The organism is Bacteroidota bacterium (assembly GCA_016183775.1).
Classification (GTDB): Bacteria; Bacteroidota; Bacteroidia; order JABDFU01; family JABDFU01; genus JABDFU01.
In genome coordinates this window covers 31794-56158 of the sequence record JACPDY010000149.1, presented here as the reverse complement: position 1 = coordinate 56158, position 24365 = coordinate 31794, and the positions used below count along the sequence as shown (strand labels likewise).

The 24365-nt window shown below is 40.8% G+C and carries 23 protein-coding genes and 1 pseudogene; 17 read left to right on the top strand and 7 right to left on the bottom strand.

Translation table 11 applies throughout. From position 1 onward, the window contains the following. The 8 genes and pseudogenes from HYU69_16670 to aroF form a co-directional block, all read left to right on the top strand. Positions 1-223 (top strand): chorismate-binding protein (locus HYU69_16670; protein ID MBI2271974.1); only part of this gene is annotated, 223 nt, incomplete at its 5' end. Further along, positions 220-786: an aminodeoxychorismate/anthranilate synthase component II gene (locus HYU69_16665; GenBank protein ID MBI2271973.1), complete on the top strand. Its 567-nt coding sequence runs from the start codon at positions 220-222 to the stop codon at positions 784-786. The genes HYU69_16670 and HYU69_16665, both read left to right, overlap by 4 nt. Next, entirely contained in the window at positions 783-1772 is a 990-nt protein-coding gene (gene trpD / locus HYU69_16660; protein ID MBI2271972.1) for an anthranilate phosphoribosyltransferase, read from the top strand. The genes HYU69_16665 and trpD overlap by 4 nt, the downstream gene beginning before the upstream one ends. After that, a complete protein-coding gene (gene trpC, locus HYU69_16655) occupies positions 1769-2572 on the top strand; it encodes an indole-3-glycerol phosphate synthase TrpC (GenBank protein ID MBI2271971.1) in 804 nt (267 codons plus the stop codon). Before trpD ends, trpC begins: the two co-directional genes overlap by 4 nt. A 12-nt stretch (positions 2573-2584) precedes the next feature. Continuing rightward, positions 2585-3202, top strand: a complete 618-nt coding sequence (locus tag HYU69_16650) for a phosphoribosylanthranilate isomerase (GenBank protein ID MBI2271970.1) — start codon at positions 2585-2587, stop codon at positions 3200-3202. Next, positions 3186-4364 carry a tryptophan synthase subunit beta gene (gene trpB / locus HYU69_16645; protein MBI2271969.1) on the top strand — a complete coding sequence of 393 codons (1179 nt, stop codon included), beginning with the start codon at positions 3186-3188 and terminating at the stop codon, positions 4362-4364. Before HYU69_16650 ends, trpB begins: the two co-directional genes overlap by 17 nt. A 5-nt stretch (positions 4365-4369) precedes the next feature. Continuing rightward, positions 4370-5139, top strand: a pseudogene (locus HYU69_16640) (tryptophan synthase subunit alpha). Continuing rightward, positions 5136-6149: a 3-deoxy-7-phosphoheptulonate synthase gene (gene aroF / locus HYU69_16635; GenBank protein MBI2271968.1), complete on the top strand. Its 1014-nt coding sequence runs from the start codon at positions 5136-5138 to the stop codon at positions 6147-6149. Before HYU69_16640 ends, aroF begins: the two are co-directional and overlap by 4 nt. A 25-nt stretch (positions 6150-6174) precedes the next feature. On the opposite strand, the gene HYU69_16630 is transcribed toward aroF, so the two are convergent. Genes HYU69_16630 through HYU69_16615 form a run of 4 tightly spaced genes read right to left on the bottom strand, consistent with a single transcriptional unit; the run spans position 6175 to position 10167 of the window. Beyond that, positions 6175-6816 carry a YdcF family protein gene (locus tag HYU69_16630; GenBank protein MBI2271967.1) on the bottom strand — a complete coding sequence of 214 codons (642 nt, stop codon included), beginning with the start codon at positions 6814-6816 and terminating at the stop codon, positions 6175-6177. Further along, a complete protein-coding gene (locus tag HYU69_16625; GenBank protein MBI2271966.1) occupies positions 6816-7688 on the bottom strand; it encodes a UbiA family prenyltransferase in 873 nt (290 codons plus the stop codon). The genes HYU69_16630 and HYU69_16625 overlap by 1 nt, the downstream gene beginning before the upstream one ends. After that, entirely contained in the window at positions 7685-7960 is a 276-nt protein-coding gene (locus HYU69_16620) for a hypothetical protein (GenBank protein MBI2271965.1), read from the bottom strand. Before HYU69_16620 ends, HYU69_16625 begins: the two co-directional genes overlap by 4 nt. Continuing rightward, on the bottom strand, positions 7960-10167 hold the full coding sequence (locus HYU69_16615) for a S8 family peptidase (GenBank protein ID MBI2271964.1): 2208 nt from the start codon (positions 10165-10167) through the stop codon (positions 7960-7962). Before HYU69_16615 ends, HYU69_16620 begins: the two co-directional genes overlap by 1 nt. Positions 10168-10272: 105 nt before the next feature. Here HYU69_16615 and HYU69_16610 point away from each other — a divergent pair, with 105 nt between their 5' ends. Further along, a complete protein-coding gene (locus HYU69_16610) occupies positions 10273-10926 on the top strand; it encodes a hypothetical protein (protein MBI2271963.1) in 654 nt (217 codons plus the stop codon). Positions 10927-10987: 61 nt separating this feature from the next. On the opposite strand, the gene HYU69_16605 is transcribed toward HYU69_16610, so the two are convergent. After that, the gene (locus tag HYU69_16605; protein MBI2271962.1) at positions 10988-11326 is read right to left on the bottom strand and encodes a hypothetical protein; all 339 of its coding nucleotides are present in this window, start codon (positions 11324-11326) and stop codon (positions 10988-10990) included. A gap of 253 nt (positions 11327-11579) precedes the next feature. Between HYU69_16605 and ettA the strand changes: the two genes are divergently transcribed. The 6 genes from ettA to HYU69_16575 all read left to right on the top strand — a co-directional run bounded on the left by ettA (position 11580) and on the right by HYU69_16575 (position 18996). Continuing rightward, positions 11580-13259, top strand: coding sequence for an energy-dependent translational throttle protein EttA (gene ettA / locus HYU69_16600; protein ID MBI2271961.1), 1680 nt, complete (start codon positions 11580-11582; stop codon positions 13257-13259). Between the two features lies 1 nt (position 13260). After that, positions 13261-13911, top strand: a complete 651-nt coding sequence (locus HYU69_16595; protein MBI2271960.1) for a hypothetical protein — start codon at positions 13261-13263, stop codon at positions 13909-13911. 58 nt (positions 13912-13969) lie between these two features. Next, positions 13970-15427, top strand: coding sequence for a histidine--tRNA ligase (locus HYU69_16590; GenBank protein MBI2271959.1), 1458 nt, complete (start codon positions 13970-13972; stop codon positions 15425-15427). A gap of 56 nt (positions 15428-15483) precedes the next feature. Beyond that, the gene (locus tag HYU69_16585; GenBank protein ID MBI2271958.1) at positions 15484-16758 is read left to right on the top strand and encodes an NAD(P)/FAD-dependent oxidoreductase; all 1275 of its coding nucleotides are present in this window, start codon (positions 15484-15486) and stop codon (positions 16756-16758) included. Beyond that, positions 16759-18261: a histidine ammonia-lyase gene (gene hutH, locus HYU69_16580; GenBank protein MBI2271957.1), complete on the top strand. Its 1503-nt coding sequence runs from the start codon at positions 16759-16761 to the stop codon at positions 18259-18261. A gap of 150 nt (positions 18262-18411) precedes the next feature. Then, positions 18412-18996, top strand: a complete 585-nt coding sequence (locus HYU69_16575; protein MBI2271956.1) for a hypothetical protein — start codon at positions 18412-18414, stop codon at positions 18994-18996. A gap of 6 nt (positions 18997-19002) precedes the next feature. Here the strand turns inward: HYU69_16575 and HYU69_16570 are convergent, their stop codons facing one another. Together HYU69_16570 and aroB are read right to left on the bottom strand one after the other, a co-directional pair. After that, on the bottom strand, positions 19003-20274 hold the full coding sequence (locus tag HYU69_16570) for a 3-phosphoshikimate 1-carboxyvinyltransferase (GenBank protein ID MBI2271955.1): 1272 nt from the start codon (positions 20272-20274) through the stop codon (positions 19003-19005). After that, a complete protein-coding gene (gene aroB, locus HYU69_16565; GenBank protein ID MBI2271954.1) occupies positions 20267-21370 on the bottom strand; it encodes a 3-dehydroquinate synthase in 1104 nt (367 codons plus the stop codon). The genes HYU69_16570 and aroB overlap by 8 nt, the downstream gene beginning before the upstream one ends. Positions 21371-21453: 83 nt before the next feature. Here aroB and HYU69_16560 point away from each other — a divergent pair, with 83 nt between their 5' ends. Together HYU69_16560 and HYU69_16555 are read left to right on the top strand one after the other, a co-directional pair. Then, the gene (locus HYU69_16560) at positions 21454-22641 is read left to right on the top strand and encodes a proline dehydrogenase family protein (GenBank protein ID MBI2271953.1); all 1188 of its coding nucleotides are present in this window, start codon (positions 21454-21456) and stop codon (positions 22639-22641) included. A gap of 51 nt (positions 22642-22692) precedes the next feature. Then, positions 22693-24321, top strand: a complete 1629-nt coding sequence (locus tag HYU69_16555) for a T9SS type A sorting domain-containing protein (protein ID MBI2271952.1) — start codon at positions 22693-22695, stop codon at positions 24319-24321. The last annotated feature ends 44 nt before the right edge of the window (positions 24322-24365 follow it).

The following is a 24365-nucleotide window of genomic DNA, read 5'->3' as shown; positions in this document are numbered from 1 at the left end:
CGACAGCCGTGGTTATTACGGCGGAGCAATCGGTTTTATGGGTTTCAACGGGGATATTAATCACGCGATCATTATCCGTTCGTTCTTAAGTAAAAACAATAAACTGTTTTATCGTGCCGGAGCAGGTGTGGTGATTGCAAGCACCGAAGAAAATGAATTACAGGAAGTGAACAATAAATTAGCGGCATTAAAAAAAGCTATTGAATTAGCGCAACAGATATGAACATACTGGTATTGGATAATTACGATTCGTTTACTTATAACCTTGTCAACTATCTCGAAAAGATAAGCAATACAACCGTGGATGTGTTTCGCAATGATGCTATTTCACTTAAGGAAGTAGGTAAATACAATAAGATATTGCTGTCTCCGGGTCCCGGCTTACCTGCTGAATCGGGAATATTAATGGATGTAATAAAAGAATATGCTCCGACAAAAAGTATTTTTGGTGTTTGCCTTGGTTTGCAGGCAATAGGAGAAGTGTTTGGGGGCAAGCTGGCGAACCTTGATTCGGTATATCACGGTGTGGCGACAGAGATGAATGTGTTGAAAGATGATATACTTTTTAAAGGCATTCCGAAAAAATTTATGGCCGGACGTTACCATTCCTGGGTAGTTGATAAAAAAAGTTTTCCGGAGGAATTGGAGATTACGGTGGAAGATGAGAAAGGTTATATAATGGGATTGAGGCATAAAAAATTTGATTTACGTGGAGTGCAGTTTCATCCCGAAAGTATTCTTACAGAGCATGGGGAGCTGATGATTAAAAACTGGATAGAGGCATGAAGACAATTCTGAATGATCTTTTCGACCACAAAACGCTTTCCCGCGGCCAGGCGAAGGAAGTGCTTATAAATATTGCCTCAGCGAAATATAATACTTCGCAGGTTGCTGCATTTATGTCGGTTTACCTTATGCGGCCCATTACAGTGGAGGAGTTATCCGGTTTTCGTGAAGCGATGCTGGAATTATGCTTACGGATTGATTTCAATACGAATGAAACTATTGATATAGTTGGAACAGGCGGCGATGGAAAGGATACGTTCAACATATCCACTCTTGCCTGCTTTGTAGCCGCAGGTGCTGGAGTAAAAGTTACAAAGCATGGTAACTATGGTGTTTCTTCGGTAAGCGGTTCCTCAAACGTGTTGGAAGCTATCGGGTATAAATTTACAAACGACAAAAGTGTTCTTCAACAGCAACTCGATCAGGCCGGATTATGTTTCATGCATGCACCTCTGTTTCATCCCGCGATGAAAACGGTGGCGCCTATACGTAAAGAACTCGGTGTGCGAACTTTCTTTAATATGCTCGGCCCTATAGTCAATCCCTCTTTTCCTAAATATCAATTGCTTGGAGTTTATAATCTTGAAATAGCCCGTTTGTATAATTACCTGATGCAGGGTACAACAAATAGTTATATTATCGTGCACTCCTTTGACGGATATGATGAGGTGTCGCTTACCGGAAATTTTAAAATGATATCCCGTTCAGAGGAACAGATTATTGAACCCGAAATGATCGGAATGAAAAAACTGAAACAGGAAGATCTCCATGGAGGAACTACGATCGAAGACGCAGCCGGAATATTTATGAAAATACTGAAAGGGGAGGGTACTCCGGCACAAAATGATGCTGTAGTCGCGAATGCGGGGATGGCTATTCATTGTGTGCGATCAGCTCAATCACTGACCGATTGTATAGCTGAAGCAAGGGAATCAATATCTTCGAAAAAAGCATTGAACGTTTATAATAAGCTAATTTCAACATGAACATTCTTGATAAAATAATCGTGCATAAGCGGAAAGAGGTAGATGAACGCAAGTCTCTTTACCCGATAAAGCTATTGGAGAAAAGTGTACACTTCAATTCACCCTGTGTATCGCTGAAAAAATATTTACTGCGGGAGGATAAAGTCGGGATCATCGCGGAATTTAAACGTAAATCACCTTCAAAAGGTATAATTAATCAATATGCCACTGTTGAGCGCACCAGCATTGGCTATATGCACGCAGGAGCCAGCGCTTTGTCGGTTCTTACCGATGCCGAATTTTTCGGGGGCAAGAGTGATGACCTGAAGATCGCACGCAAGTTCAATTATTGTCCGATATTGAGAAAAGATTTTACGATTGATGAATACCAGATCATTGAAGCAAAATCAATCGGCGCGGATGCCGTACTTTTACTCGCGAATGTTTTAAATCCGAAGCAGGTAAATCAATTCGCAAAATTTGCTAAGTCATTAGGGCTTGAAGTTTTATTGGAAGTGAGAGAGAAAGAGGAGTTAAAATCGGTTTGTGAGTATGTTGATGCTGTTGGAGTGAATAATCGAAATCTGAAAGATTTTAAAGTAAGCGTAAAGCAATCATTTGATCTTGCCAGGTTAATTCCGAAAGATTTTGTTAAAGTTTCCGAAAGCGGGATCGATTCGGCAAAAGCAATACAAGAATTAAAAAAAGAAGGATTCAGCGGATTTCTCATCGGTGAGACTTTTATGAAGCACAGCAGGCCTGAGATCGCTTGCGCAAACTTCATCAGGGAGGTGAAGGAGTATAACTTAAAGAAAAAATAAATAATTATGAAACTGAAGTTGAAAGTATGCGGAATGAAGTACCCGGGAAATGTGCGAGATGTGGCCAGGCTTGCTCCTGATTATATCGGATTTATTTTTTATGAACGATCAAGAAGATTTGTTGGTGATGAGTTTGAAATGCCCAAGATTCCACTCACAGTAAAAAAGATCGGTGTATTTGTGAATGCTGAAGCAGGAAATGTTTTAAGGAAGGTAAAAATGCATAAGCTGGATCTTGTTCAGTTACATGGCCTGGAGACGGCCGATTATTGTGAGAAAGTAAGTAAATCCGTAAAGATCATTAAGTCATTTGGCATCGATGAGGAATTTGACTTTTCAGTTTTGAAAAAATACGATGAGTTCTGTGATTATTATTTATTCGATGCGAAGTCAAAGGAATTTGGCGGAACAGGCACTCAGTTCGATTGGAAAATTCTTAAAAAGTACAAAGGCAAAAAACCGTTTTTCATAAGCGGTGGGATTGGCCCGGAAGATGTAGAGAAGATTAAACAGCTCAAATCTCAAATACCAACACTATATGGAGCGGATGTGAACAGTAAGTTTGAAAACGAAATTGCCCTTAAGGATATTAACAAAATTGAACAATTCAAAGATGAACTATCAGGTTAACGAAAAAGGTTATTATGGAAATTTCGGAGGTGCTTACATTCCGGAAATGCTTGTACCTAACGTAGAAGAACTTCGTGAAAATTATCTGAAAATAATTTATTCCGATAGTTTTCAAAAAGAATTTAAAGATCTTTTACGCGATTATGTGGGAAGGCCATCCCCGTTATATTTAGCGTCCCGTTTATCGGAACATTACCAGACCAATGTATACCTTAAGCGTGAAGATCTGAATCATACCGGTGCACACAAGATCAATAATACTATCGGCCAGGTTCTTTTGGCGAAACGCCTGGGAAAGACAAGGATTATTGCGGAAACGGGTGCCGGCCAGCATGGTGTAGCTACAGCCACTGTTTGCGCCTTAATGGGTCTTGAGTGTATCGTATATATGGGAGAGGTTGATATTCAGCGTCAGGCACCAAATGTGGCACGGATGAAACTGTTAGGCGCGAAGGTAGTGCCTGCAACCTGTGGAAGTAAAACATTGAAGGATGCCACTAACGAAGCTATCCGCGATTGGATAAATAATCCGGTAAATACACATTATATAATCGGTTCGGTTGTCGGGCCGCATCCATACCCGGATATGGTGGCGAGGTTCCAGAGTGTGATCAGTGAGGAAATAAAAATACAGCTGACTGAAAAGATAAAAAGAGATCACCCTGATTATGTTATTGCCTGTGTAGGAGGCGGCAGTAATGCGGCAGGCGCATTCTATCATTTCCTCGATAATGAAAAAGTAAAGCTCATCGCGGTGGAAGCTGCAGGTAAGGGTGTGCATTCCGGGCATTCCGCGGCTACAATGGTATTAGGGAAACCGGGTATCATTCATGGAAGCAAAACAATGCTGATGCAAACCGAAGATGGCCAAATCACAGAACCGTATAGTATTTCGGCCGGACTTGATTATCCGGGTGTCGGGCCCATTCATGCTAATTTATTCGAGACAGGCCGCGCCACTTTTGTTAATGCAACAGATGAAGAAGCTCTGAAAGCGGTATTTCTGTTATGTAAGTTCGAAGGAATTATACCTGCTCTTGAAAGCGCGCATGCTTTAGCGCATCTTGAAAAACTTAACGCAAAGAAGAATGAAATTGTTGTTGTGAATTTATCAGGCAGGGGTGATAAGGACCTTGCAACTTATATCGAAAAAATGCAATGATCACAATGAAAAATCGTATTGAAACAGTATTCCGTGAAAAGAAAAATAATATTCTTTCCGTATACTTCACCGCTGGGTTCCCGAAATTAAATGATACCGCTGTTGTGATTGATGAACTCCGGAAGGCCGGTGCGGATATGATAGAGGTCGGTATCCCTTTTTCCGATCCGCTTGCCGATGGTCCGGTTATTCAGCATAGCAGCGAAGTGGCATTGAAGAATGGAATGAAACTCAAATTACTATTTGAACAGTTAAAAACATTGCCAACTGCCAACTGCCAACTTTGCTAATGGGTTACTTAAATCCCATTCTTCAATTTGGCGTTGAAAACTTTTGCAAAGAAGCAAAAGAATGTGGCATTGATGGAGTGATCATTCCCGATATGCCCTTGCAGGAATACCTCGATGAATACAAGTCTATATTTGATAAATACGGTATACTGAATATTTTTCTTATTACACCACAGACATCAGATGAACGAATAAGGCTTATTGATAGTCATTCGAATGGTTTTATATACATGGTCTCTTCTTCCAGTACAACAGGAGTTAAATCCGGGATCAACACTTTACAGGAAGACTACTTTAGAAGGATAAAGGAGATGAAACTTAAAACCCCCTTAATGATAGGATTTGGCATTTCTGACAGGAATTCCTTTGCGAAAGCCTGTGAGTTTGCTAATGGAGCGATCATTGGCAGCGGATTTATTAAAGCTTTGGAGAAGGATACAGACTTGAAAACCGACATTTCAAATTTTATAAAATCAATAAAATGATCATTCAATTAGAGGAAAAGTTAAAGCCAAAGACAAAAGAAAATATTTTTTCAAAAGTTAATTTCATTGGCTATAAAACTACCGAGGTGAAAACACAAAAAGGAAATTACCTCGTCTGTATAGGAAAGAACGAATTTGATATAAGAGATATTGGTTCACTCGATGGAGTTAAGGATGTACACCGTGTAAGCGAGTCTTACAAATTGGTCAGCCGGAAATGGAAAGTAAGCGCGTCAGAGATCGATCTTGGGGATAAAGTGGTAATAAAAGAAGGGGAATTGGCTATTATGGCGGGTCCATGTTCAATTGAGAGTGAAGATCAGGTATTGAAAATAGTTAAGCATTTGGTTGAGAATGGCGTGAAAGTCATGCGGGGAGGTGTTTTTAAACCAAGAAGTTCACCTTATGCGTTTCGCGGGCTTGGACTGGAAGGATTAAAAATGTTTCATAAAATTTGCAGGGCCAATGGAATTAAAATAATTACGGAAGTGATGCAGGTAAGTCAGATAGAGGAGATGTATGATTATATTGATGTTTACCAGGTTGGCGCGCGTAACTCACAAAATTTCAATCTGCTTGATGAACTGGGCCGGGTTGATAAAGCTGTTCTGATAAAGCGAGGTATGAGCGGAACGATCGATGAATTGCTCCAGTCGGCCGAATATATTTTTTCAAATGGAAATGAAAAACTGATGCTTTGTGAGCGTGGTATCCGCACTTATGAAAATGCGTACCGCAACACATTTGACCTCAATGCAATTCCGGTTTTGAAAGAGAAAACTCATCTCCCTGTGATCGCCGATCCTTCACACGGCATCGGAGTGCGTGATTATGTAAGTGTAATGGCTCTTGCATCTGTAATGGCCGGTGCTGACGGTGTCATTTATGAAATGCATGAAAAGCCAGAAGAGGCCATGTCAGATGCCCAGCAAACATTGAATTTCCTGGAGTCAGAGACACTTATAAGAAATCTCAGGGAAACATTTTTGACTAAACAGAACCTGAAATAGTACGACTTTAAGATAGTTGTATATATCAGAGATTGATCTTTATAGGATCACCGAGGAATTTAGGTTCCTGGTGAAGAATGTATATATCCAGTACCGCCTTGAACTTGGCAAAGTATTCCCTGAAAATTGTATTTACCGATAGTTCTTCGGACACGGCCTGCGCATTGAAAGCGACAGCTTCAATATCATAATGCCGGCTAATGAACAAGGCGCGCTGGTTGTGGAACTCCTGCGATATAATGGTAAACTTGTTTTGTCCAAAAACCTTTTTGCAGCGCACTACCGAGTCAAGTGTCCGGAAGCCTGCATAGTCGAGTGTTATGCAGCTGTCGGGTATGCCTTCGGCAAGGAGAGCCTTTTTCATGTCTTTCGCTTCGTTGTATTCAGGCACATGATTATCGCCGCTCACAATAATGTGTTTTATTTTGGCTGCCCTGAAAAGCTGCGCTGCTGCCTGTATCCTGTATTTGAAAAACAAATTTCCGGAACCATTCGCGAAATACTTACTTGTGCCAAGTACCAGGCCGACTTCATTTTCAGGAATAGCGGCAATTTCCGAATAGATCTGCTTTTTGGTTTGCTGTACGATCCAGATATTGCATACAGTAACCAGCAGAATGGCTGCAAGGCCGGTAAATAAGGATATACGTAATAATTTCTTTAGCATCAGCTCAGCAATTCAATTAATACAAATATGGAGAACAACACACTGGCAATACCGTTGGTAGTGGCAAATGCCATGTTCACTTTACTCAGATTGTTTGGTTTAACAAGTGTATGCTGATATACTAACAATCCGATAAAGATAAAAACACCTATCCAGTAAAAGAGTCCGAATGAGGCAATGGATCCTGCATATACAATCGCCGCTGCTGACAAAATATGAAATAATTCAGAAAGCCGTAAAGCGTTTGTAATACCTATTGCTGCAGGGATCGATCTAAGGCCCTGTGAGCGGTCAAACTGTTCATCCTGTAAGGCGTATATCACATCAAAGCCGCCGACCCAGAACAGAACTGTAAAGGAGTAGAGCAGGGGAAGCAAAGCGAATTGGCCGGTTACCGCAAGATATGCGCCAATGGGAGCCAGGGATAAGCCGATGCCTAAAACAAGATGGCACAAAGCCGTAAACCGTTTGGTATAGCTATAGCCAAGCACAACAACCAGGGCCACAGGTGACAGGACAAAACATATTGTGTTGATGAAATATGTTGTACCAATAAATAAAATGCAATTTAAAACAACAAAAGAGATCGCCGAAGCAGGACTTATAACACCGGCAGGAATTTCACGATTGCTTGTGCGTTGGTTGGCTGCATCAAACCTCCGGTCGATATAACGGTTAAAGGCCATAGCCGCGCTGCGGGCAAATACCATACACAGAGCCACAAGTATAAATAATTTCCAGTTAATGCCCGTGCCTGCTGCCTCAACACCCAAAAAAAAACCGATCATGGCGAATGGCAGAGCGAATATGGTATGGCTGAATTTTATTAATGAAAGATACTTCCCGATCGTTCTTTGCGCTATTGCATTCATAGGGGATGTCCCTTTAGTTTGGTTATAATTATCCCGATTAAAATGTAAAGCAGGGGCACTGAATTAAGCAGGAGGGCGATTATGCCCGGGTTCAGTTTTTTTGTATTGACCTGGTGTCGTGTATTTAGCCCGATGTATACTGTAGTGCAGAGAAATCCGACGAAGCCGGTGGTGATCGCATAGAATATACCAAAAGGAACAGCGCATAAAATAGCTGCTATCAGGCCAATGATGATTGATATATTCCCAAGGATATTAATTGTTTTAACCATTACTCCAACACCACTAATTTGCCCGACCTGATAATTTTTCCATCGACCAGCAGGTTGTAAAAATAGCAGCCATTCTGAAACGATTCTTTACTTAAAGTAATAGTTGATATTTTGTCATTTAAACTAATGTTATTCAATTGTTTACCAATAACATCATTTATCCTTATTTGGGCCGTTGAATAATTTCCGACAGCACTCAGGTCATATGCAATAGTTGTATAATCATTAAACGGGTTAGGGTAAATATCAAATCCTGCATTGTAACCTGAAATGTTATTCGCCGTTCCTACTGTGCAGCCTGCAAGAGTTGTGAATGCATTTACTTTACCGTAGCCCCAAATACTATTGGGCAGATTTTTAGTGATGGTATCAACTGTAGGACAAGCGAGGATAGCATTTTTTACCGCAATGGCAGAGGCCGTTGGATTCTTTTGCAGGTAAAGCGCCGCGATTCCCGCAACGACAGGAGCTGAAGCGGATGTTCCGCCTGCGCGTACATTTACGCCGGTTTCAGCGAGGTTTTGCGGCGCGGTGGTTTGCCAGCCTGTCATTATCGACATAACACCTGAAGTCATTGTTAATGCACCTGGTGCCGCGATGTCGGGTTTTATTCTGCCATCACGGGTCGGGCCAATGCTTGAGCTCATATCCATATATTCCGGTTTGATCCCCGGATAAGGCATTTGCAATATGCTGTTATATCCCATATATGTTCTCCTGTTATTGTAGTTTCCCACCGTTACTACATTGTCAAGACATTGAAAACTGCTGCATATGTTTTGTAGGGTGTCTGGTAATTTGTATTTGGCAATAGGCGGAAATGTACTTACAGAGGGCAGGGTGCTATATTCCATTTCCGTGCTTTCCGGTCTTGTGGGGTCGTATGCCCAAAGATCAAATCTGCCTGAACCTGTAATTGATAAGCGCCAGTTGTAACTTGTTGAATCAGGTTCAATATAAAACTCCATTGAATAAACTCCGCCAACAGAATCAGCATAGGTATATACTGTTCCCAGTTTATTGGTTCCATTCATAAGGCTGCTGCTTTGTGGCACCTGGATAGGGTATTGTGTAACATCAGTAAATGGCTTTTGTACCCTGAAAGAATAATAAGGAGTGACTTTATCCGCACCCACACTGAACTTTATATTTTTAAAGCTGTTCTTTTCACCATACAGCACCATATCAATAGGGCCGCCAAGAAATGAGTTATTTCGTTTGAACCATGTAAAATTGGTATCGGTGCTGCTTGCTGAATAACCAAGGTGCAGGTATTTTCCTCCTGCATTGCCCGATGATGCTGTCATTGCCCTTCCATTCGCGCCTGTAAGCAGGTTATTCATCAATTGTGCCTGCAGATCTTTCCCGTCATGAGAGCCATAATAATCACCCAAACTAAGGTTGATCACACATGGCTTTCCCAGTAGCTGTGCTTTCGCGTAAATATAATCAACAGCGTCAGCAATGCTGTTAGGTTTTGGGTTATTGAAATTATAAGCAACAACTATAAGGTCGGCATTTGGAGCCACACCTTTATATTTATTCCCTGTACTTGAACTTCCGTTTCCGGCGGCAATACCTGATGATACTGTCCCATGTCCGCTGTGTGGCGCGTCATCGTGGGTGCATTGCCCGAGATCAATTTTGGTATTGTCCCACTCCTGCCCATAGTTGTAGGGCTGAGGAGTGTTTGAGGCATTGGCTTTGGTATGATCCCATAAAAATTTGATGCGGGTTTTACCATTGCTGTCTTTAAAATCGGGATTATTAAAGTCTGTGCCACTGTCAATTATTCCAACCACAACACCTGATCCGTCATATCCCTGCGGAAGCGGCGCTTGTCCTGAATGAACCTGGTCTACATTTGCTTTCATGCGCATACTGTCACTCATCAGAGTAACGTGCGGAACATAGGCTTCTATACGGCTAACAAAATCGTAATGCGACAATAATGCGATATTTTTAATTGAAAGGGTTACCGAGGCAATATCACCGGCTGAATAATTGAACTTACCTGCCAATTCGCGTATTACCGACCTCAAACCATCTATATTACCTTTTACCAAAACAGAAATCTCTTCATTTTGCAGGGATGGATTCATTACTTTCCGTGCAAGGTCGAAGTTCATTCTGCCCGTCTGCTGGGCAAATGACGAAACAGTTAAAAGAACAACTGCACAGGATACAGATAATAGTTTTAATCGCATGATGGTTGTTTTAGATTTTGTTCTACGAATATACAATATAAAAGGTTATACAAAATGAGTTAAAAGTGTATGATTTTTAGCAAATAATTTTCGGATATTTACAGTATGAGAAATGTGTTTTTTACATGGGTTATTTCACTTTTTTGCTTACTATCAAAAGCGCAGACAGCTGTGGTTGAATATTCAAAAGATTTTGAATTTACGGAAGGTATTTATCTCGATTTTAAAAATTTCATCCGCAATCAACCTGTTCCCAAATCAAAGATCATTACCGATCTGAACCGGGATGACATTGATTTTATGCATCAATTGACCTCCCAAAAAGTAATTAAATATATTGATTCGGCAGGCAACGAGCAATCTACAGCTCCTGAAAAGCTGTGGGGCTATTCAAAGAACAATGGAATATTTATTTATTATGAGAACGATTTTTGCCGTATATCCCTGATAGGTACATTGTGTCATTTTACAGCCACCATTACCCGGTATGGAAGCGGCATGGGCTATGGATTTGGTTTTGGAGGTATAGGAATCGGAACAGGTACAACAGTTTCACAGGAGTTAAGACAATTTATGCTCGATACACGTTCTGGAACTATTCACGACTTTACTGTTGAAAATCTTGAACGTATTCTTCAGACGGATTCCGTTTTATTGCTTGAATATAAAGCCTTGAAGAAGAAAGAAAAACGGGAATCAACTTTTTTGTATTTACGCAAGTATAATCAACGGCACCCGTTATTCTTTCCGGTTAATTGAATATGTTTGTTAACAGCTAATAGTACTAACTGATTACCGATCACCGATCACTGACAACCATTTACTCCGGCGATCCCGAATCAAACCACTGCTTTAGCTTTGCGAAATCATCAGCAGATAATGTTCCGTTCGGAGGCATAGTTTTCTTTTCAAACACCAGTTCTTTAAAAGAACCGTTATCTATTTTGGCTTTAACACCGGCATAGGTCGTAAAATCGCCTTTTTTCTTTTCGGGATTATTGTGGCAGCCATTACAGCTTTGATCAAGTATCTTTTTTACAGAGGTTTTGAATGTTGCCGCCACAACAGGAGTTGTGCTGGCCGTTTTTGTTGTTTTACAGGAAATAATAAGTATTATACCGCACGTAATACCAATCAGAATTTGAGTTGTCTTTTTCATAAAAATTATTTATGGGATAAAGATAAAATTTTGCCACCATTCACCAAAACCTGAAAAGGAATTGGCAAGACAATGCTTATCTGCATTATATAGTTTATCGATAATGAATGAAGTCTGACGATTATACCTGCAAAATAGTCGTGGTTTTTAAAATATCTTCTGATGACAATTGAGCGCTGACAATTGACCGATATATGTTATATTTTACGATATTTACAACCCTAATTCATTAATTTTTGTAATTCTAATCAACATGGCAGAAGAAGGAAGACAAATTATTTTTTCACTGGTGAATGTCAGCAAAACGCTGAATACCGGGAAGACCATTTTAAAAGACATATACTTATCGTTCTATTATGGTGCCAAGATCGGTATCCTGGGATTGAACGGTTCCGGAAAATCAACGTTGATGAAGATCATCGCGGGGATTGAGAAAAATTTCCAGGGTGAGCTGCATGCATCTCCCGGCTACTCAATCGGATATCTTGAACAGGAGCCCAGGCTGGATGAAAGCAAAACAGTTATTGAAATTGTACGTGAAGGCGCCGCTCAGTTCGTTAATATTCTGAAAGAATATGAGGAGGTGAACAATAAGTTCGCTGAACCCATGAGTGATGATGCTATGGCCAAGCTCATCGAAAAGCAAGCCCGTTTAAATGACCAGATCGAACAGTACGACCTTTGGAACCTTGATAACCGCCTTGAACAGGCAATGGAAGCTTTGCGCTGTCCGCCCAGCGATGCGCCGATAAAAAACCTGTCAGGTGGTGAACGCAGGCGTATCGCCCTTTGTCGTTTAATGATACAGGAACCCGATATACTGTTGCTCGATGAGCCTACCAACCATTTGGATGCCGAGTCGGTTGATTGGCTGGAGCAGCACCTGAAAAATTATAAGGGAACTGTATTGGCAGTTACCCACGATCGTTATTTCCTGGATAACGTAGCAGGCTGGATATTAGAGTTGGACAGGGGTGAAGGCATTCCATGGAAAGGCAATTACTCTGAATGGCTGGATCAAAAACAAAAACGATTAGCGCAGGAAGAAAAAACAGAAAGTAAGCGTCAGAAAACATTATTACGTGAGTTGGATTGGGTGCGTCAGGGCGCTAAAGGTCGTCAGGCTAAACAAAAGGCGCGTTTACAGAATTATGAGAAAATGCTGGGTGAGGATGTGAAAACAAAAGAAGAGAACCTGGAAATATTTATTCCGAATGGTCCGCGCCTGGGAAATGAGGTTATTGAAGCTGTCAGCGTATCAAAAGCGTTTGGCGATAAATTATTGTACGATAATTTGACGTTTAAACTTCCTCCTGCAGGTATAGTTGGTATCATTGGTCCGAACGGAGCCGGTAAAACTACTATTTTCCGGATGATCATGGGACAGGAAAAGCCGGATAAAGGAGAGTTTAAAGTAGGGCCAACCGTTAAGATCGGATATGTAGATCAAAGCCACAGTGAAATTGATCCCAATAAAACAGTGTACGAGATACTTTCCGGTGGAAATGAAATTATTCAGATAGGAGGGAGACCGCTTAATTCACGCGCTTATATTTCCCGTTTCAATTTCAACGGACCGGATCAGGGGAAAAAGGCCGGTGTGCTTTCGGGCGGTGAACGCAATCGATTGCACTTAGCCATAGCATTGAAAAGTGAAGGCAACGTTTTGTTGCTGGATGAACCGACCAACGATCTCGATGTAAATACCCTTCGCGCGCTGGAAGAAGCGCTGGAAAACTTTGCCGGTTGCGCGGTAATTATTTCCCACGATCGCTGGTTCCTTGACCGTGTGTGTACGCATATCCTTGCCTTTGAAGGCGATTCGACCGTTTATTGGTTTGAAGGAAGTTATACTGAGTATGAAGAGAACAAAAAGAAACGATTAGGTAATTTAGAACCGAAACGGGTTAGGTATAAGAAACTGGTTGTATAAAATGATCTCATTCCGACGCTTGCTTTTTATTCAGTTTGTTGTAATGGCGGGTTTTCTTTTTGGTCAACAGGGAGCTGTTGTTCCTGCTGAAAATAAAAGCACGATCCCTGTCGATAGCAAAGTGCTTAAAATGTTATGCGATAAAGAATGGTTTGTGACAAAGACCGTTGACAAAATAAACAGTTATGAACGGATTGGGACAAAAGCATTATCAGGTAGTTTTCGTTTTAGTTCGGACGGCAAGTTTGGCTTTCTGACATTCAGCTCCAAATGGAGAAGTAAAGAAAACTATATTATCATTAATGTTCCGGCTGATTCTGTTGAAGAAAATTACGATGTGCTTTTAATGAAAGGTGAATGGATGGTTAATTCCATCACAGAAACATCCCTTGTTCTGTCAAAACGATTTCCCTCAGAAAATAAGCGAGAACGGCTCATCTTTTTCTCAACACAAAAGTATGTCGAAAAGCAGTTTTATATAGTGGCAAATAATTTTGTTATTCTTCCATCTTCATTGGTTTATAGGGTGTTTGATAAAAACGGGAAATCCGTTTTAAGAGGAGAGAATGATTCTATTAACATTACTAAATTAAAGCCTGGCACCTACTCGTTGAGTGCAAGTGATTGGTCGGGCGATTTTATTAAAAAATAAAAGAAGATTCTTGTGGTGCCAATTTGGTGCCTCAAGTCGATCATAAAAGAGGTTATTGATGAAACCCAGCACCCCAAAAGGCACCCGTGATTTTTCTCCCACCGAAATGGTGAGGCGTAATTATATTTTCGATACTATACGCACTGTGTTCCAGCGTTATGGCTATTTGCCTATTGAAACACCTGCGATGGAAAATATGGAGACTTTGATGGGTAAGTATGGGGAGGAAGGGGATAGGTTGATATTTAAGATATTGGATAGTGGTGATTCGTACGAAAAATATAAATCAACTTTCGCCAGTTTGGATGAAGATGTTGAAAACGAATCGATTGCTATTATGGATAAAGAAAAGCATGGTGAGTTAACATCTGAAGAAATAAAAAGAAAAAGTATCTTACAGAATAGACTATTTGTTAAATCAATTTCAGAAAAGGCTCTTCGTTACGACCTCACTGTTCCCTTCGCCCGTTACGTAGTTCAACACCAATACGAAATAACATTCCCGTTTAAACGCTACCAGATGCAGCCCGTTTGGCGTGCTGACAGGCCGCAAAAAGGCCGCTATCGCGAGTTTTACCAGTGTGATGCGGATGTGATTGGTAGTAATTCATTGTTGAATGAGGTAGAGTTGGTGCAACTCATAGATGAAGTTTTTACAAAACTCGATATTCCTGTAACCATAAAAATAAATAACCGTAAAATATTAGCAGGTATTGCAGAAGTTATTGGTGAAAAAGAAAAGATAGTTGACATAACTGTGGCTATTGATAAGTTGGACAAGATCGGGGTTGATGGTGTAAACAAGGAGCTGCATGAAAAAGGTATCTCTGCTGCGGCTATTCAACAGTTACAGCCCCTCATTACATTTAAAGGCAACAAAGTCGAAAAACTGAATCTCCTTAAACAACTTCTTGTTGGTTCTGAGATCGGTAAAAAAGGTATTGAAGAAATTGAAGCAATATTTAATTTCGTTTACAACCAGAAACCAGAAACCAGAAACCTCGAACTCGATATAACTCTTGCCCGTGGCTTAAATTACTATACCGGCGCCATCTTCGAAATAAAGGCTAACGAAGGAACCTTAACCAGTAGCATTTGCGGCGGCGGCCGTTACGATGACCTTACAGGTATTTTCGGTCTGCCAAATGTATCAGGAGTTGGAATTTCATTTGGTATCGATCGTATTTTCGATGTACTAACCGAGTTGAACAAGTTCGATAAAATTGATTACTCAAAATTCACCACCAAATTAATGTTCGCGCATTTTGCTGAAGCTGAGCAAGCTTATTGTTTGCCATTGCTGTCAATGGTTCGTGCGGCAGGTATTAATGCCGAGCTTTACCCTGATGTAGTGAAAATTAAAAAGCAGTTCGATTATGCCAATAAAAAACAAATTCCGTTTGTAGTTGTTGTGGGTGGAGATGAAATGCAAAGCGGTTTGCTTACTTTCAAAAATATGCAAAGCGGCGAACAGGAAAAATTAACGATCGGGCAGGTTATCGAACGTTTAAAATAAAATATTAAAATTCTGAAATAGATTATTTCCCCTTACATCTTTTTTATTCCGGTGTTATGCAACTCCCCAATATTCCTGATACTCCTCAAAAACGTGTGGTAATAATCGGGGGAGGGTTTGCCGGCCTGAAATTGGCCCGTACCATTTCAAAGAAGGATTTTCAGGTTGTACTCATTGATAAGAATAATTACCATCAGTTTCAGCCATTGTTTTACCAGGTAGCTACTGCAGGACTGGAACCCAGTTCAATCTCATTCCCGCTTCGCAAAATATTTCAGAAGCAGGCTCATGTACATATCCGCATCGCTGAATTGCAAAAGGTGAATACCTCTGCCCGTACGATTATTACAAATACAGGTGAATTGCAATATGATTTTTTAGTGATTGCCACAGGAGCCGATACTAATTACTTCGGAAACACCAATATCGCTTCAAAGGCTTTGCCAATGAAATCTACCTCGGAAGCATTGGGATTGCGTAACCGTATACTTCAGAATTTTGAAGATGCATTAAGTGCTGTTTTTCCCGATGAGATGGAGAGCCTTATGAATATTGTTCTGGCAGGTGGAGGGGCTACCGGTGTGGAGTTAGCCGGCGCACTGGCAGAAATGAAAAGGCATGTCCTTCCGAAAGATTATCCCGAACTGGATTTTGATCGGATGAAAATTTACTTGCTCGAAGGTTCGCCCAGGCTGTTGAATGCGATGTCGGATGAGGCTTCGGCAAAAGCCCATTCATATCTTGAAAAAATGGGTGTGATCGTTAAAACATCAACGATTGTTAAGGATTATGATGGCAAACGTATTGTTCTTACAGATGGTACGATCCGTTCATCAACGCTTATCTGGGCAGCGGGTGTGAAAGGAAATTTCATTGAGGGTATTCAGGCGGAAGCCTGGAGCCCGGCAAATCGTTTTAAAGTGAACAGGTTTAATCAGGTTGAAGGATATACCAATATTTTTGCATTGGGAGATATTGCATTGATGACTGAAGATCGATACCCAAAGGGACATCCCCAAATGGCTCAACCTGCCATCCAGCAGGCGGGACTGCTCGCAAAAAATATATTGAGAATGACCAAAGGAGAGAAGATGCAGGAATATAGTTACAGGAATTTAGGCTCCATGGCTACGGTAGGGAGGAACCTTGCGGTAGCTGACTTGCCTGGTTTTAAATTCCAGGGTTTTTTTGCATGGGTATTTTGGCTGTTGGTTCATCTCATGTCTATTGTTGGAGTTAAGAATCGTATATTTATTTTTTTAAATTGGTGTTGGAATTATATTACGTACGATCAGTCGTTGCGATTGATCATAAAACCCAAAATAAAATAAATGGCTAAGACACATACAATATCTTCAAACCAGCTTGATTTTGACATACTCGAAACAATTATTAAAAACAATTATTTGTTGAGGCTCTCACCCGCATCCAGGAAGAAGATCAACGATTGCCGGGCATACCTTGATAAAAAGTTAAAGAAGAATAAAGAACCTATTTATGGCATAAACACCGGTTTTGGAGCGCTGTACAACAGGTCAATTTCCGAGAATGATCTTGAAAAGCTGCAGAATAATCTTGTGCTTTCGCATGCCTGCGGAGTAGGGGAGGAGGTTCCTTCTGAAATTGTGAAGCTGATGATGCTTCTTAAAATACAGGGATTAAGTTATGGTCATTCAGGTGTGCAGGTGGAAACTGTTCAGCGTCTCATCGATCTTTACAATAATGATGTGTTGCCTGTAATATATCAACAGGGTTCATTAGGTGCGTCAGGCGATCTTGCTCCACTCGCTCATTTGTCATTACCTCTGGTAGGCATGGGTGAGGTCTATTACAAAGGTAAAAAGCAAGAGTCTGCTAATGTACTTAAGTCGCTTGGTTTAAAACCATTAAAGTTTAAGTCCAAAGAAGCGCTTGCTTTACTGAACGGAACGCAGTTTATGAATGCCTACTCAACCTGGTGCTTAATGCACGCGCAGCGTATTGGCAATTGGGCTGATGTGATTGGTGCTATTTCAATCGACGCGTTCGGCGGTCGTCCCGAACCTTTTCATAAGCTTACACATGAGATCCGTCCGCATAAAGGACAATTGTTTGTGGCAAAAAATATCAGTGATTTACTGGAAGGCAGCGAGCTGATCAAAACAAAAAAAGCACACGTCCAGGATCCATATTCATTCCGCTGCATCCCGCAGGTACATGGAGCGTCACGTGACACCATACAATATGTTGCCGGTGTTTTTGAAGTTGAAATAAATTCGGTGACCGATAACCCGACAATTTTTCCTGCTGAAGACAGGATCATATCCGCAGGAAATTTTCATGGGCAGCCATTGGCTTTGTCATTGGATTTTCTGGCTATCGCTTTGTCTGAATTTGCAAGTATCTCCGAACGACGCACCTATCAGTTAATTTCCGGGCAGCGTGATCTTCCCGCATTTTTGGTATCAAATCCGGGTTTAAATTCCGGCTTTATGATACCACAGTATACCGCTGCGTCAATAGTAAGTCAGAATAAACAGCTCTGCACTCCTGCTTCTGTTGATTCAATTGTTTCAAGTAACGGACAGGAGGATCATGTAAGTATGGGCGCCAACGCGGCTACCAAATGTTATAAAGTAGTTGAAAATGTATACCGTGTATTGGCAATTGAATTATTTACAGCGGCTCAGGCTTTGGAATTAAGAAGGCCTAAAAAAACTTCTCCAAAGCTTGAAAAAATAATATCAAACTTTCGTAAACATGTTCCTTTTGTGAACGAGGATAAATTTATGAGTCCTGAACTTGAAAGAAGCATACGTTTTATAAAGGAGAATTCTCTTCCCCTAAAAAATTAATGCGATTAGAATTGTTGAATTCTGCTTTTTTGCCACCAAAACACAAAAGCTCCAAATTGCACCAAATCTTTTCGTGGGCTTTTGTGCTTTAGTGATTTAGTGGCAAATTTATTTTGTAATATTGGGCTGTTTAGAATTCAATAATTCCTAATGGAAAGAGCTTTATTCTTTATTATAGCAATTTTATTAACACTTTACAGTTATTCCTGCGATTGCCCGCCTATTACAAGACTATCTCCTGAGAGTATAAAACAATACGATGCGATCTTTAAAGGTCGTGTAGATTCTGTTTCAATAAAAGAGGATAAAGATAATATCTGGTTTACTATACAGGATGTGTTTAAAGGAAATTTAAGTGCGGCTACCGCGGTTTATTATAACAACAAAACCTCCTGTGAGATGAAAATGAATGCAGGTGAAGAATGGCTGATCTATGCGGAATATGTAAGTTTCGGGAAACTTGAAGTGAATGTCTGCAGCCGCAGCCGTAAATACTTCGCTGACGAAGCGAGTGATTATTATGTGGCAACAAATGGCATTCGATACGTTGATGAGATTGATTTTCTGAAAACCAATTTTGGCACAAAGCCTTTTGCTGAGAACGATCCGACCAAAGCGATACAAATAAAACGCGAGCTTATCCATCCCAGCCAAACACAAATGGTGTATTGGCTGATCGCTTCATTGATCGGATTTATTGTGATCTATTATTTGTTTAAGCGATTTGTGAAGTGAAAATCTTCAGATATGTGAGGTTATGTTCACCTTCTCCACAATAAATTTCAGCTTTCGTAGGTCTTCCCAGAAACCGGGATAGGATTTGTCTACAACTTCAGGATGTTCAATAATAATATTATCATATACCATTGCCAGTGGCGCAAAGCACATGGCCATGCGGTGATCATCGTACGTATGAACAAAGAACTGAGGCTGAATGGATGGTGATCTGTATTCTTTTATTTCAATGGTATTCGGAAAGGTTTCATGTGCGTCAATGCCGAATTTGTTCAACTCCGCGATCACGGCGGAAATACGGTCGGTTTCTTTGATCTTCAATGTGTGTAATCCATTTAGCAGGATAGGTATCCTTAACCCCGCTGCTGTAACTGCAACTGTTTGAGCAATATCGGGACAATCGGAAAAGTCGAATCCCAGGGCTTGTACAACCGGTTTACTTTTTGTCAGATGAATTCCACCTTCAATAAATTCAGTTTTAACTCCAAGCAGAGTGTACAGGTCTTTTACAATACTGTCGCCCTGCAGGCTGTCATTTTTAAGACCCATGATCCTCAGGTCAACCTCTGTGGCCATGGCCGCCATGGAATACCAGTAAGAGGCCGCGCTCCAATCCGCTTCTATCGAATAGGGTTCAGCGTTATCTGTTTTATATTGCTGATTGCTTACTGTAATCGTATCACCATTCCAAATGCCGTTAACATTAAAATGTTCCATCATTTTTAATGTCATTTTAATATACGCTGGTGAGGTTACTTCGCTTTTGAAACGGAGAACAAGTCCGTTAAATAATTGGGGACTTATAAGCAGCAAAGCTGTAGTAAACTGGCTGCTCATACTTCCGTCTATCTCAGCTTCATTGCGGGTAAGTATTTTGCCTTTGATCTTTAAAGGAGGAAATCCTTTTTTTTCAAGATAAGTTATGTCGGCGCCCAGTTGATTCAATACATCAACCAAAGGCTTGATCGGGCGCTGCTTCATGCGTTCGCTGCCTGTAAGAATACGTGTACCGGGCCTGGTAGCGAAGTAGGCGGTTAAAAAACGCATGGTAGTTCCTGCGGGCCCCACATCGTATTGAACGCCTTCTTTAAAATCAGTTTTGTCCTTTTGGAGAATATTTATTAGCGTCTGAGTATCTTTTGCGTCAGCTAAATTATTAAGTTGAATAGGATTCTGGCTCAGGGCCTGGATAATAAGCGCCCTGTTGCTCTCGCTTTTTGAAGCGGTGAGCCTGATTACCCCTTTCAGGTCCTTCTTTGGTTTCGTTAGCCTATACATCCTGCGCCTTATACTGTTCGCGGTAATATTTAAATGAATCCCGTATCTGGTCCACGGAACAGGTTTTATTAATATCAGCTTTACCTATCCGCGATAATAATGTGAAGATAATATTTTTGTCTTCGTTTTTTTTATCATGTTGCATTAATTCTATCAACCGGATCTCTTCTTCCTTCTTAAAGTATACCTGTTTGTATAAAGAAGAGATAAATGACGTTATTTCGTCCAATTCGGTATGACTGAGCTTGTTCTTTTTGTAGGAAAGGTATGCTTCGCATATCATCCCTGCCGCTACAGCTTCGCCATGTAATAGCGTGGTTTCATTCTTTTCCAGGAAATAGCTCTCAAATGCATGTCCGATGGTATGACCAAAATTTAATATTTTACGAAGACCTTTTTCATGCGGGTCCTTTTTAACTACCTCGTATTTGATCTGGATAGAATGTTTTATGAGGTTTAATATGATGTCTTCATCTCCTAATTGCGCCTTTGCTACATCTTTCCAGTAAGCGGCATCAGCGATTAACGCGTGTTTAATGATTTCCGCGAAGCCCGACAAGTATTCTTTTTTACTTAATGTTTTAAGAAAATAAGGATATACAATAACATTTGAGGGGTTGTTAAATACCCCGATCTCGTTTTTCAGGTGGTTCAGGTCAATGCCTACTTTTCCACCCACTGAAGCATCAACCTGTGAAAGCAGGGTAGTGGGAATATTAATGAACTCAATACCGCGCTTAAATGTGGATGCCACAAAGCCGCCCATATCGCCAATAACGCCACCCCCAAGGTTGATCAATACCGAACGGCGATTTGCCTTATATTCGCCAAGTGTTTTCCACAACTCAATGCAAACTTCAATGTTTTTATTCTGTTCACCGCTTTCCACCTCAATGATCTCTGCAGTTTTCAGGACTTTAACATGATCCACAAGCAGGGGAAGGCAATGCCTGATAGTATTCTGATCGACAAGAATAAAAAACTTTGATTTTTTATAGGTGCTTTGCTTCAAGTGAGCGCCAAGCCGGCTGATCGCTTCGTTTCCAATGTATATGGAATAATTACCTGCGTTTATAGCAATAGTATCTTTTGGCATATTTACACAAATATCGCACTTACTACCGTATTTCACAATTCGGTTCATTCAAGGTATATTTGCATCCGAAATTCTGATTAATTATGCTTTCGTTCGATAATACTGAAGTAGCTTTTTCCGGGAAAAGTGATGCCGATCTGAATCGTTCCTATTGGTTGTTCAAACTGATCGGTAATTCCACGTTCGTCAATGTGGGCCAGTCACTCACCGCTTTTGCCATTAATATCCGTTTGCCTATAAAAGGGATCATTAAAGCCACTATTTTCAGGCAATTTGTTGGCGGAGAAAATATAACCGAGTGCGATAAAACTATAGAATCCCTTGCCAGATACAGGATAGGTACCATACTTGATTATTCTGTTGAAGGCAAAGAGAACGAATCGGATTTTGACAATTGTATGCGCGAAACCATTGGCACGATCAATAAGGCTATGGGGAGCAGAAATATTCCTTTTTGTGTGTTTAAAATTACAGGACTGGCCCGTTTTTCTTTGCTTGATAAAGTAAGTGCAGGCCTGCCTTTAGCTGAAGGAGAACAGCAGGAGTTTGGCCGTGTCCACGACCGGGTGAATGCTATTTGCAAAAAAGCTTATGATAATGGGGTGCCGGTATTTATTGATGCCGAGGAAAGCTGGATTCAGCCTGCAATAGATAGCCTGGCTAATGAAATGATGAGCCTATACAATAAACAGAAGGCTATTGTATACAATACATTCCAGCTATACCTGAAAGACAGCCTGGCGCATCTTAAAAAAACTTTTGAGGCAGGGCAACGGGGTAATTTTATAGTGGGTGCAAAACTTGTGCGTGGAGCTTATATGGAGAAGGAGCGAAAAAGGGCCTTTGAGATGAATTACCGTTCGCCCATACAGGATACTAAACAGGATACGGACAATGATTATGATGCGGCTCTTGAGTTTTGCCTGGAACATGTCGACAGGTTGGCTATCTGTGCCGGCACGCACAATGAACACAGTTCAATGTACCTCACTGACCTGATGAAAAAAAAGAATATAATTCCTTCGCATCCGCATGTGTGTTTTTCTCAGCTTTTGGGTATGAGCGACCATATTAGCTTTAACCTTGCCAATGCGGGTTACAATGTATCCAAATATGTCCCATACGGTCCTGTTAAAGAGGTTCTGCCTTACCTGATCCGCCGCGCGCGCGAAAATACTTCCGTGAAAGGTCAGACCGGGAGAGAATTAAATCTCATCATTAAAGAAAAACGAAGAAGAAAGTTGCTAAAAAAAAATAACACTGCCGTTTGAAACTGAAATTGTCGTATAATTGCGTGATTTTTAATCATAAAACAAATAAATATGAAAACAATTCGTACTCTTTTAGTTGCATCTGCATTATTTACAGGCGCGGCTTACGCACAGGCCGTTTCTTCAATTGCACATAGTTCAGCTTTTGCTTCTGTTACCGGTGATTCGTCCATCACTATAAATCTTCCAAGTGGAGGTAAGGGTCATTTTGAAACAATTTCAATGGTGGGACATACTTCTACTTTTGCTTCGAGTGGAGTTTCCATTACATTAAATCTTCCGGCTAACAGTAAGGCCAATGATCTTTTACTGGTGCAAATTTCAGGAAGACTGACCAGTGGGTCGGTTATGACGGGACCGGCCGGCTGGAAACGTTTATACAGCTTGCCTGATATAAGTAATCAATTCGGAACAAATGTGTTTTATAAGATACAGAGTGCTACAGAACCAACTTCTTTTACATTTACGGATTCCACAGGCACTTCAATCACTGATAAACTTGGAGTCATTTCCGCTTATCATGGAGTAGATATCACGACACCTATAAATGCAATGGCCGCAACGATAATAGCCGGGACCTATACTTCACCTTCAGTAACAACTACATCTGATTCCTGTATGATCGTAGGATTGTTTTCGAGTAATTCTTTAGGTCTTTGGACCGCACCATCAGGAATGAAGAGCAGATATGATACATCAGCTACACAAAGCACTTTTGTAAGTATTATGGGTTCTGATTCTGTAAAAACCAAAGCAGGAAATGTTGCCCAGCTTACTGCAACTCATGCGGGAACAAACGGCGCTGTTGTAATGATCGCCTTAAAACCTGCATTTGTAATTACCAGCGATCAGTATCCCGTGGCAAATGATTTATTGTTGGCTCAAATTTCAGGAAGAATCACTGCAAAAGCAGCGGTTATTCCTCCAGCGGGATGGATCAAGGTCCGCAGCCTTTCCAGCATTCCCAATCAGCATGCAACATTTATTTTTTATAAAATAGCCGGCGCTTCCGAACCTGCTACATATACTTTTAAGGATTCTGCAAAAAATGTTTTTTCTGACAGGCTGGGCGCTATTACCGTATATCGTGGAGTTGATGTTTCCTCACCTATTAATGCAGAGGATGGAGTTGTTACATCTTCTTCTCCCTATTCAACGCCCGCTGTTACAACTACCGTTGATTCATGTTTGCTGGTGACATTGTATTCAAGTGCAACCAGCGGCACCTGGACCGTTTCATCCGGCAGAAGTGTTGAATACGATACTACAGGCGCACAATCCAGTTTTGTAAGCATTATGTCGGCTGATTCGACCCAGTTGATAGCAGGCAGTGTTGGCACACTTTCCGCAAGTCAGGCAAATGCTTCGGGAACAGCCGCTGTAATTGCCTTACAACCAAAAATGATTCTTACAGGCATCACAACTATTTCTGGTAGTAGTGGATTTAATATTTATCCGAATCCATGCAATGGACAATTTAATGTATCACTTGGAAATAATTCTCCCAAATCCAAGTTTGAAGTTTATAATTTGTTAGGCGAAGTAGTTTATGGCAGCCAATTAAACTATTTTAAGAATGTTATAAACCTGGATAGCCAGATTAAGGGCATTTATTTCTATAGAATAATAGCGTCAGAAGGTGCCCAAATACTTTCTACCGGGCGGATTATCGTTCAATAAAAATTAAGGGAGAATATTACGCAATATTTTCCCTTAATTTTCGT

What these genes read in the sequence shown, in the direction of transcription:
- ettA (MBI2271961.1), top strand. Translation starts at nt 11,580, where the DNA reads ATGGCAGAAGAAGGAAGACAAATTATTTTTTCACTGGTGAATGTCAGC.
- hutH (MBI2271957.1), top strand. Translation starts at nt 16,759, where the DNA reads ATGGCTAAGACACATACAATATCTTCAAACCAGCTTGATTTTGACATA.
- aroB (MBI2271954.1), bottom strand. Translation starts at nt 21,370, where the DNA reads ATGCCAAAAGATACTATTGCTATAAACGCAGGTAATTATTCCATATAC.
- HYU69_16570 (MBI2271955.1), bottom strand. Translation starts at nt 20,274, where the DNA reads ATGTATAGGCTAACGAAACCAAAGAAGGACCTGAAAGGGGTAATCAGG.
- trpB (MBI2271969.1), top strand. Translation starts at nt 3,186, where the DNA reads ATGAACTATCAGGTTAACGAAAAAGGTTATTATGGAAATTTCGGAGGT.
- HYU69_16560 (MBI2271953.1), top strand. Translation starts at nt 21,454, where the DNA reads ATGCTTTCGTTCGATAATACTGAAGTAGCTTTTTCCGGGAAAAGTGAT.
- HYU69_16620 (MBI2271965.1), bottom strand. Translation starts at nt 7,960, where the DNA reads ATGGTTAAAACAATTAATATCCTTGGGAATATATCAATCATCATTGGC.
- HYU69_16630 (MBI2271967.1), bottom strand. Translation starts at nt 6,816, where the DNA reads ATGCTAAAGAAATTATTACGTATATCCTTATTTACCGGCCTTGCAGCC.
- HYU69_16555 (MBI2271952.1), top strand. Translation starts at nt 22,693, where the DNA reads ATGAAAACAATTCGTACTCTTTTAGTTGCATCTGCATTATTTACAGGC.
- HYU69_16590 (MBI2271959.1), top strand. Translation starts at nt 13,970, where the DNA reads ATGAAACCCAGCACCCCAAAAGGCACCCGTGATTTTTCTCCCACCGAA.
- trpC (MBI2271971.1), top strand. Translation starts at nt 1,769, where the DNA reads ATGAACATTCTTGATAAAATAATCGTGCATAAGCGGAAAGAGGTAGAT.
- trpD (MBI2271972.1), top strand. Translation starts at nt 783, where the DNA reads ATGAAGACAATTCTGAATGATCTTTTCGACCACAAAACGCTTTCCCGC.
- HYU69_16615 (MBI2271964.1), bottom strand. Translation starts at nt 10,167, where the DNA reads ATGCGATTAAAACTATTATCTGTATCCTGTGCAGTTGTTCTTTTAACT.
- HYU69_16595 (MBI2271960.1), top strand. Translation starts at nt 13,261, where the DNA reads ATGATCTCATTCCGACGCTTGCTTTTTATTCAGTTTGTTGTAATGGCG.
- HYU69_16625 (MBI2271966.1), bottom strand. Translation starts at nt 7,688, where the DNA reads ATGAATGCAATAGCGCAAAGAACGATCGGGAAGTATCTTTCATTAATA.
- HYU69_16575 (MBI2271956.1), top strand. Translation starts at nt 18,412, where the DNA reads ATGGAAAGAGCTTTATTCTTTATTATAGCAATTTTATTAACACTTTAC.
- HYU69_16610 (MBI2271963.1), top strand. Translation starts at nt 10,273, where the DNA reads ATGAGAAATGTGTTTTTTACATGGGTTATTTCACTTTTTTGCTTACTA.
- HYU69_16665 (MBI2271973.1), top strand. Translation starts at nt 220, where the DNA reads ATGAACATACTGGTATTGGATAATTACGATTCGTTTACTTATAACCTT.
- HYU69_16605 (MBI2271962.1), bottom strand. Translation starts at nt 11,326, where the DNA reads ATGAAAAAGACAACTCAAATTCTGATTGGTATTACGTGCGGTATAATA.
- aroF (MBI2271968.1), top strand. Translation starts at nt 5,136, where the DNA reads ATGATCATTCAATTAGAGGAAAAGTTAAAGCCAAAGACAAAAGAAAAT.
- HYU69_16585 (MBI2271958.1), top strand. Translation starts at nt 15,484, where the DNA reads ATGCAACTCCCCAATATTCCTGATACTCCTCAAAAACGTGTGGTAATA.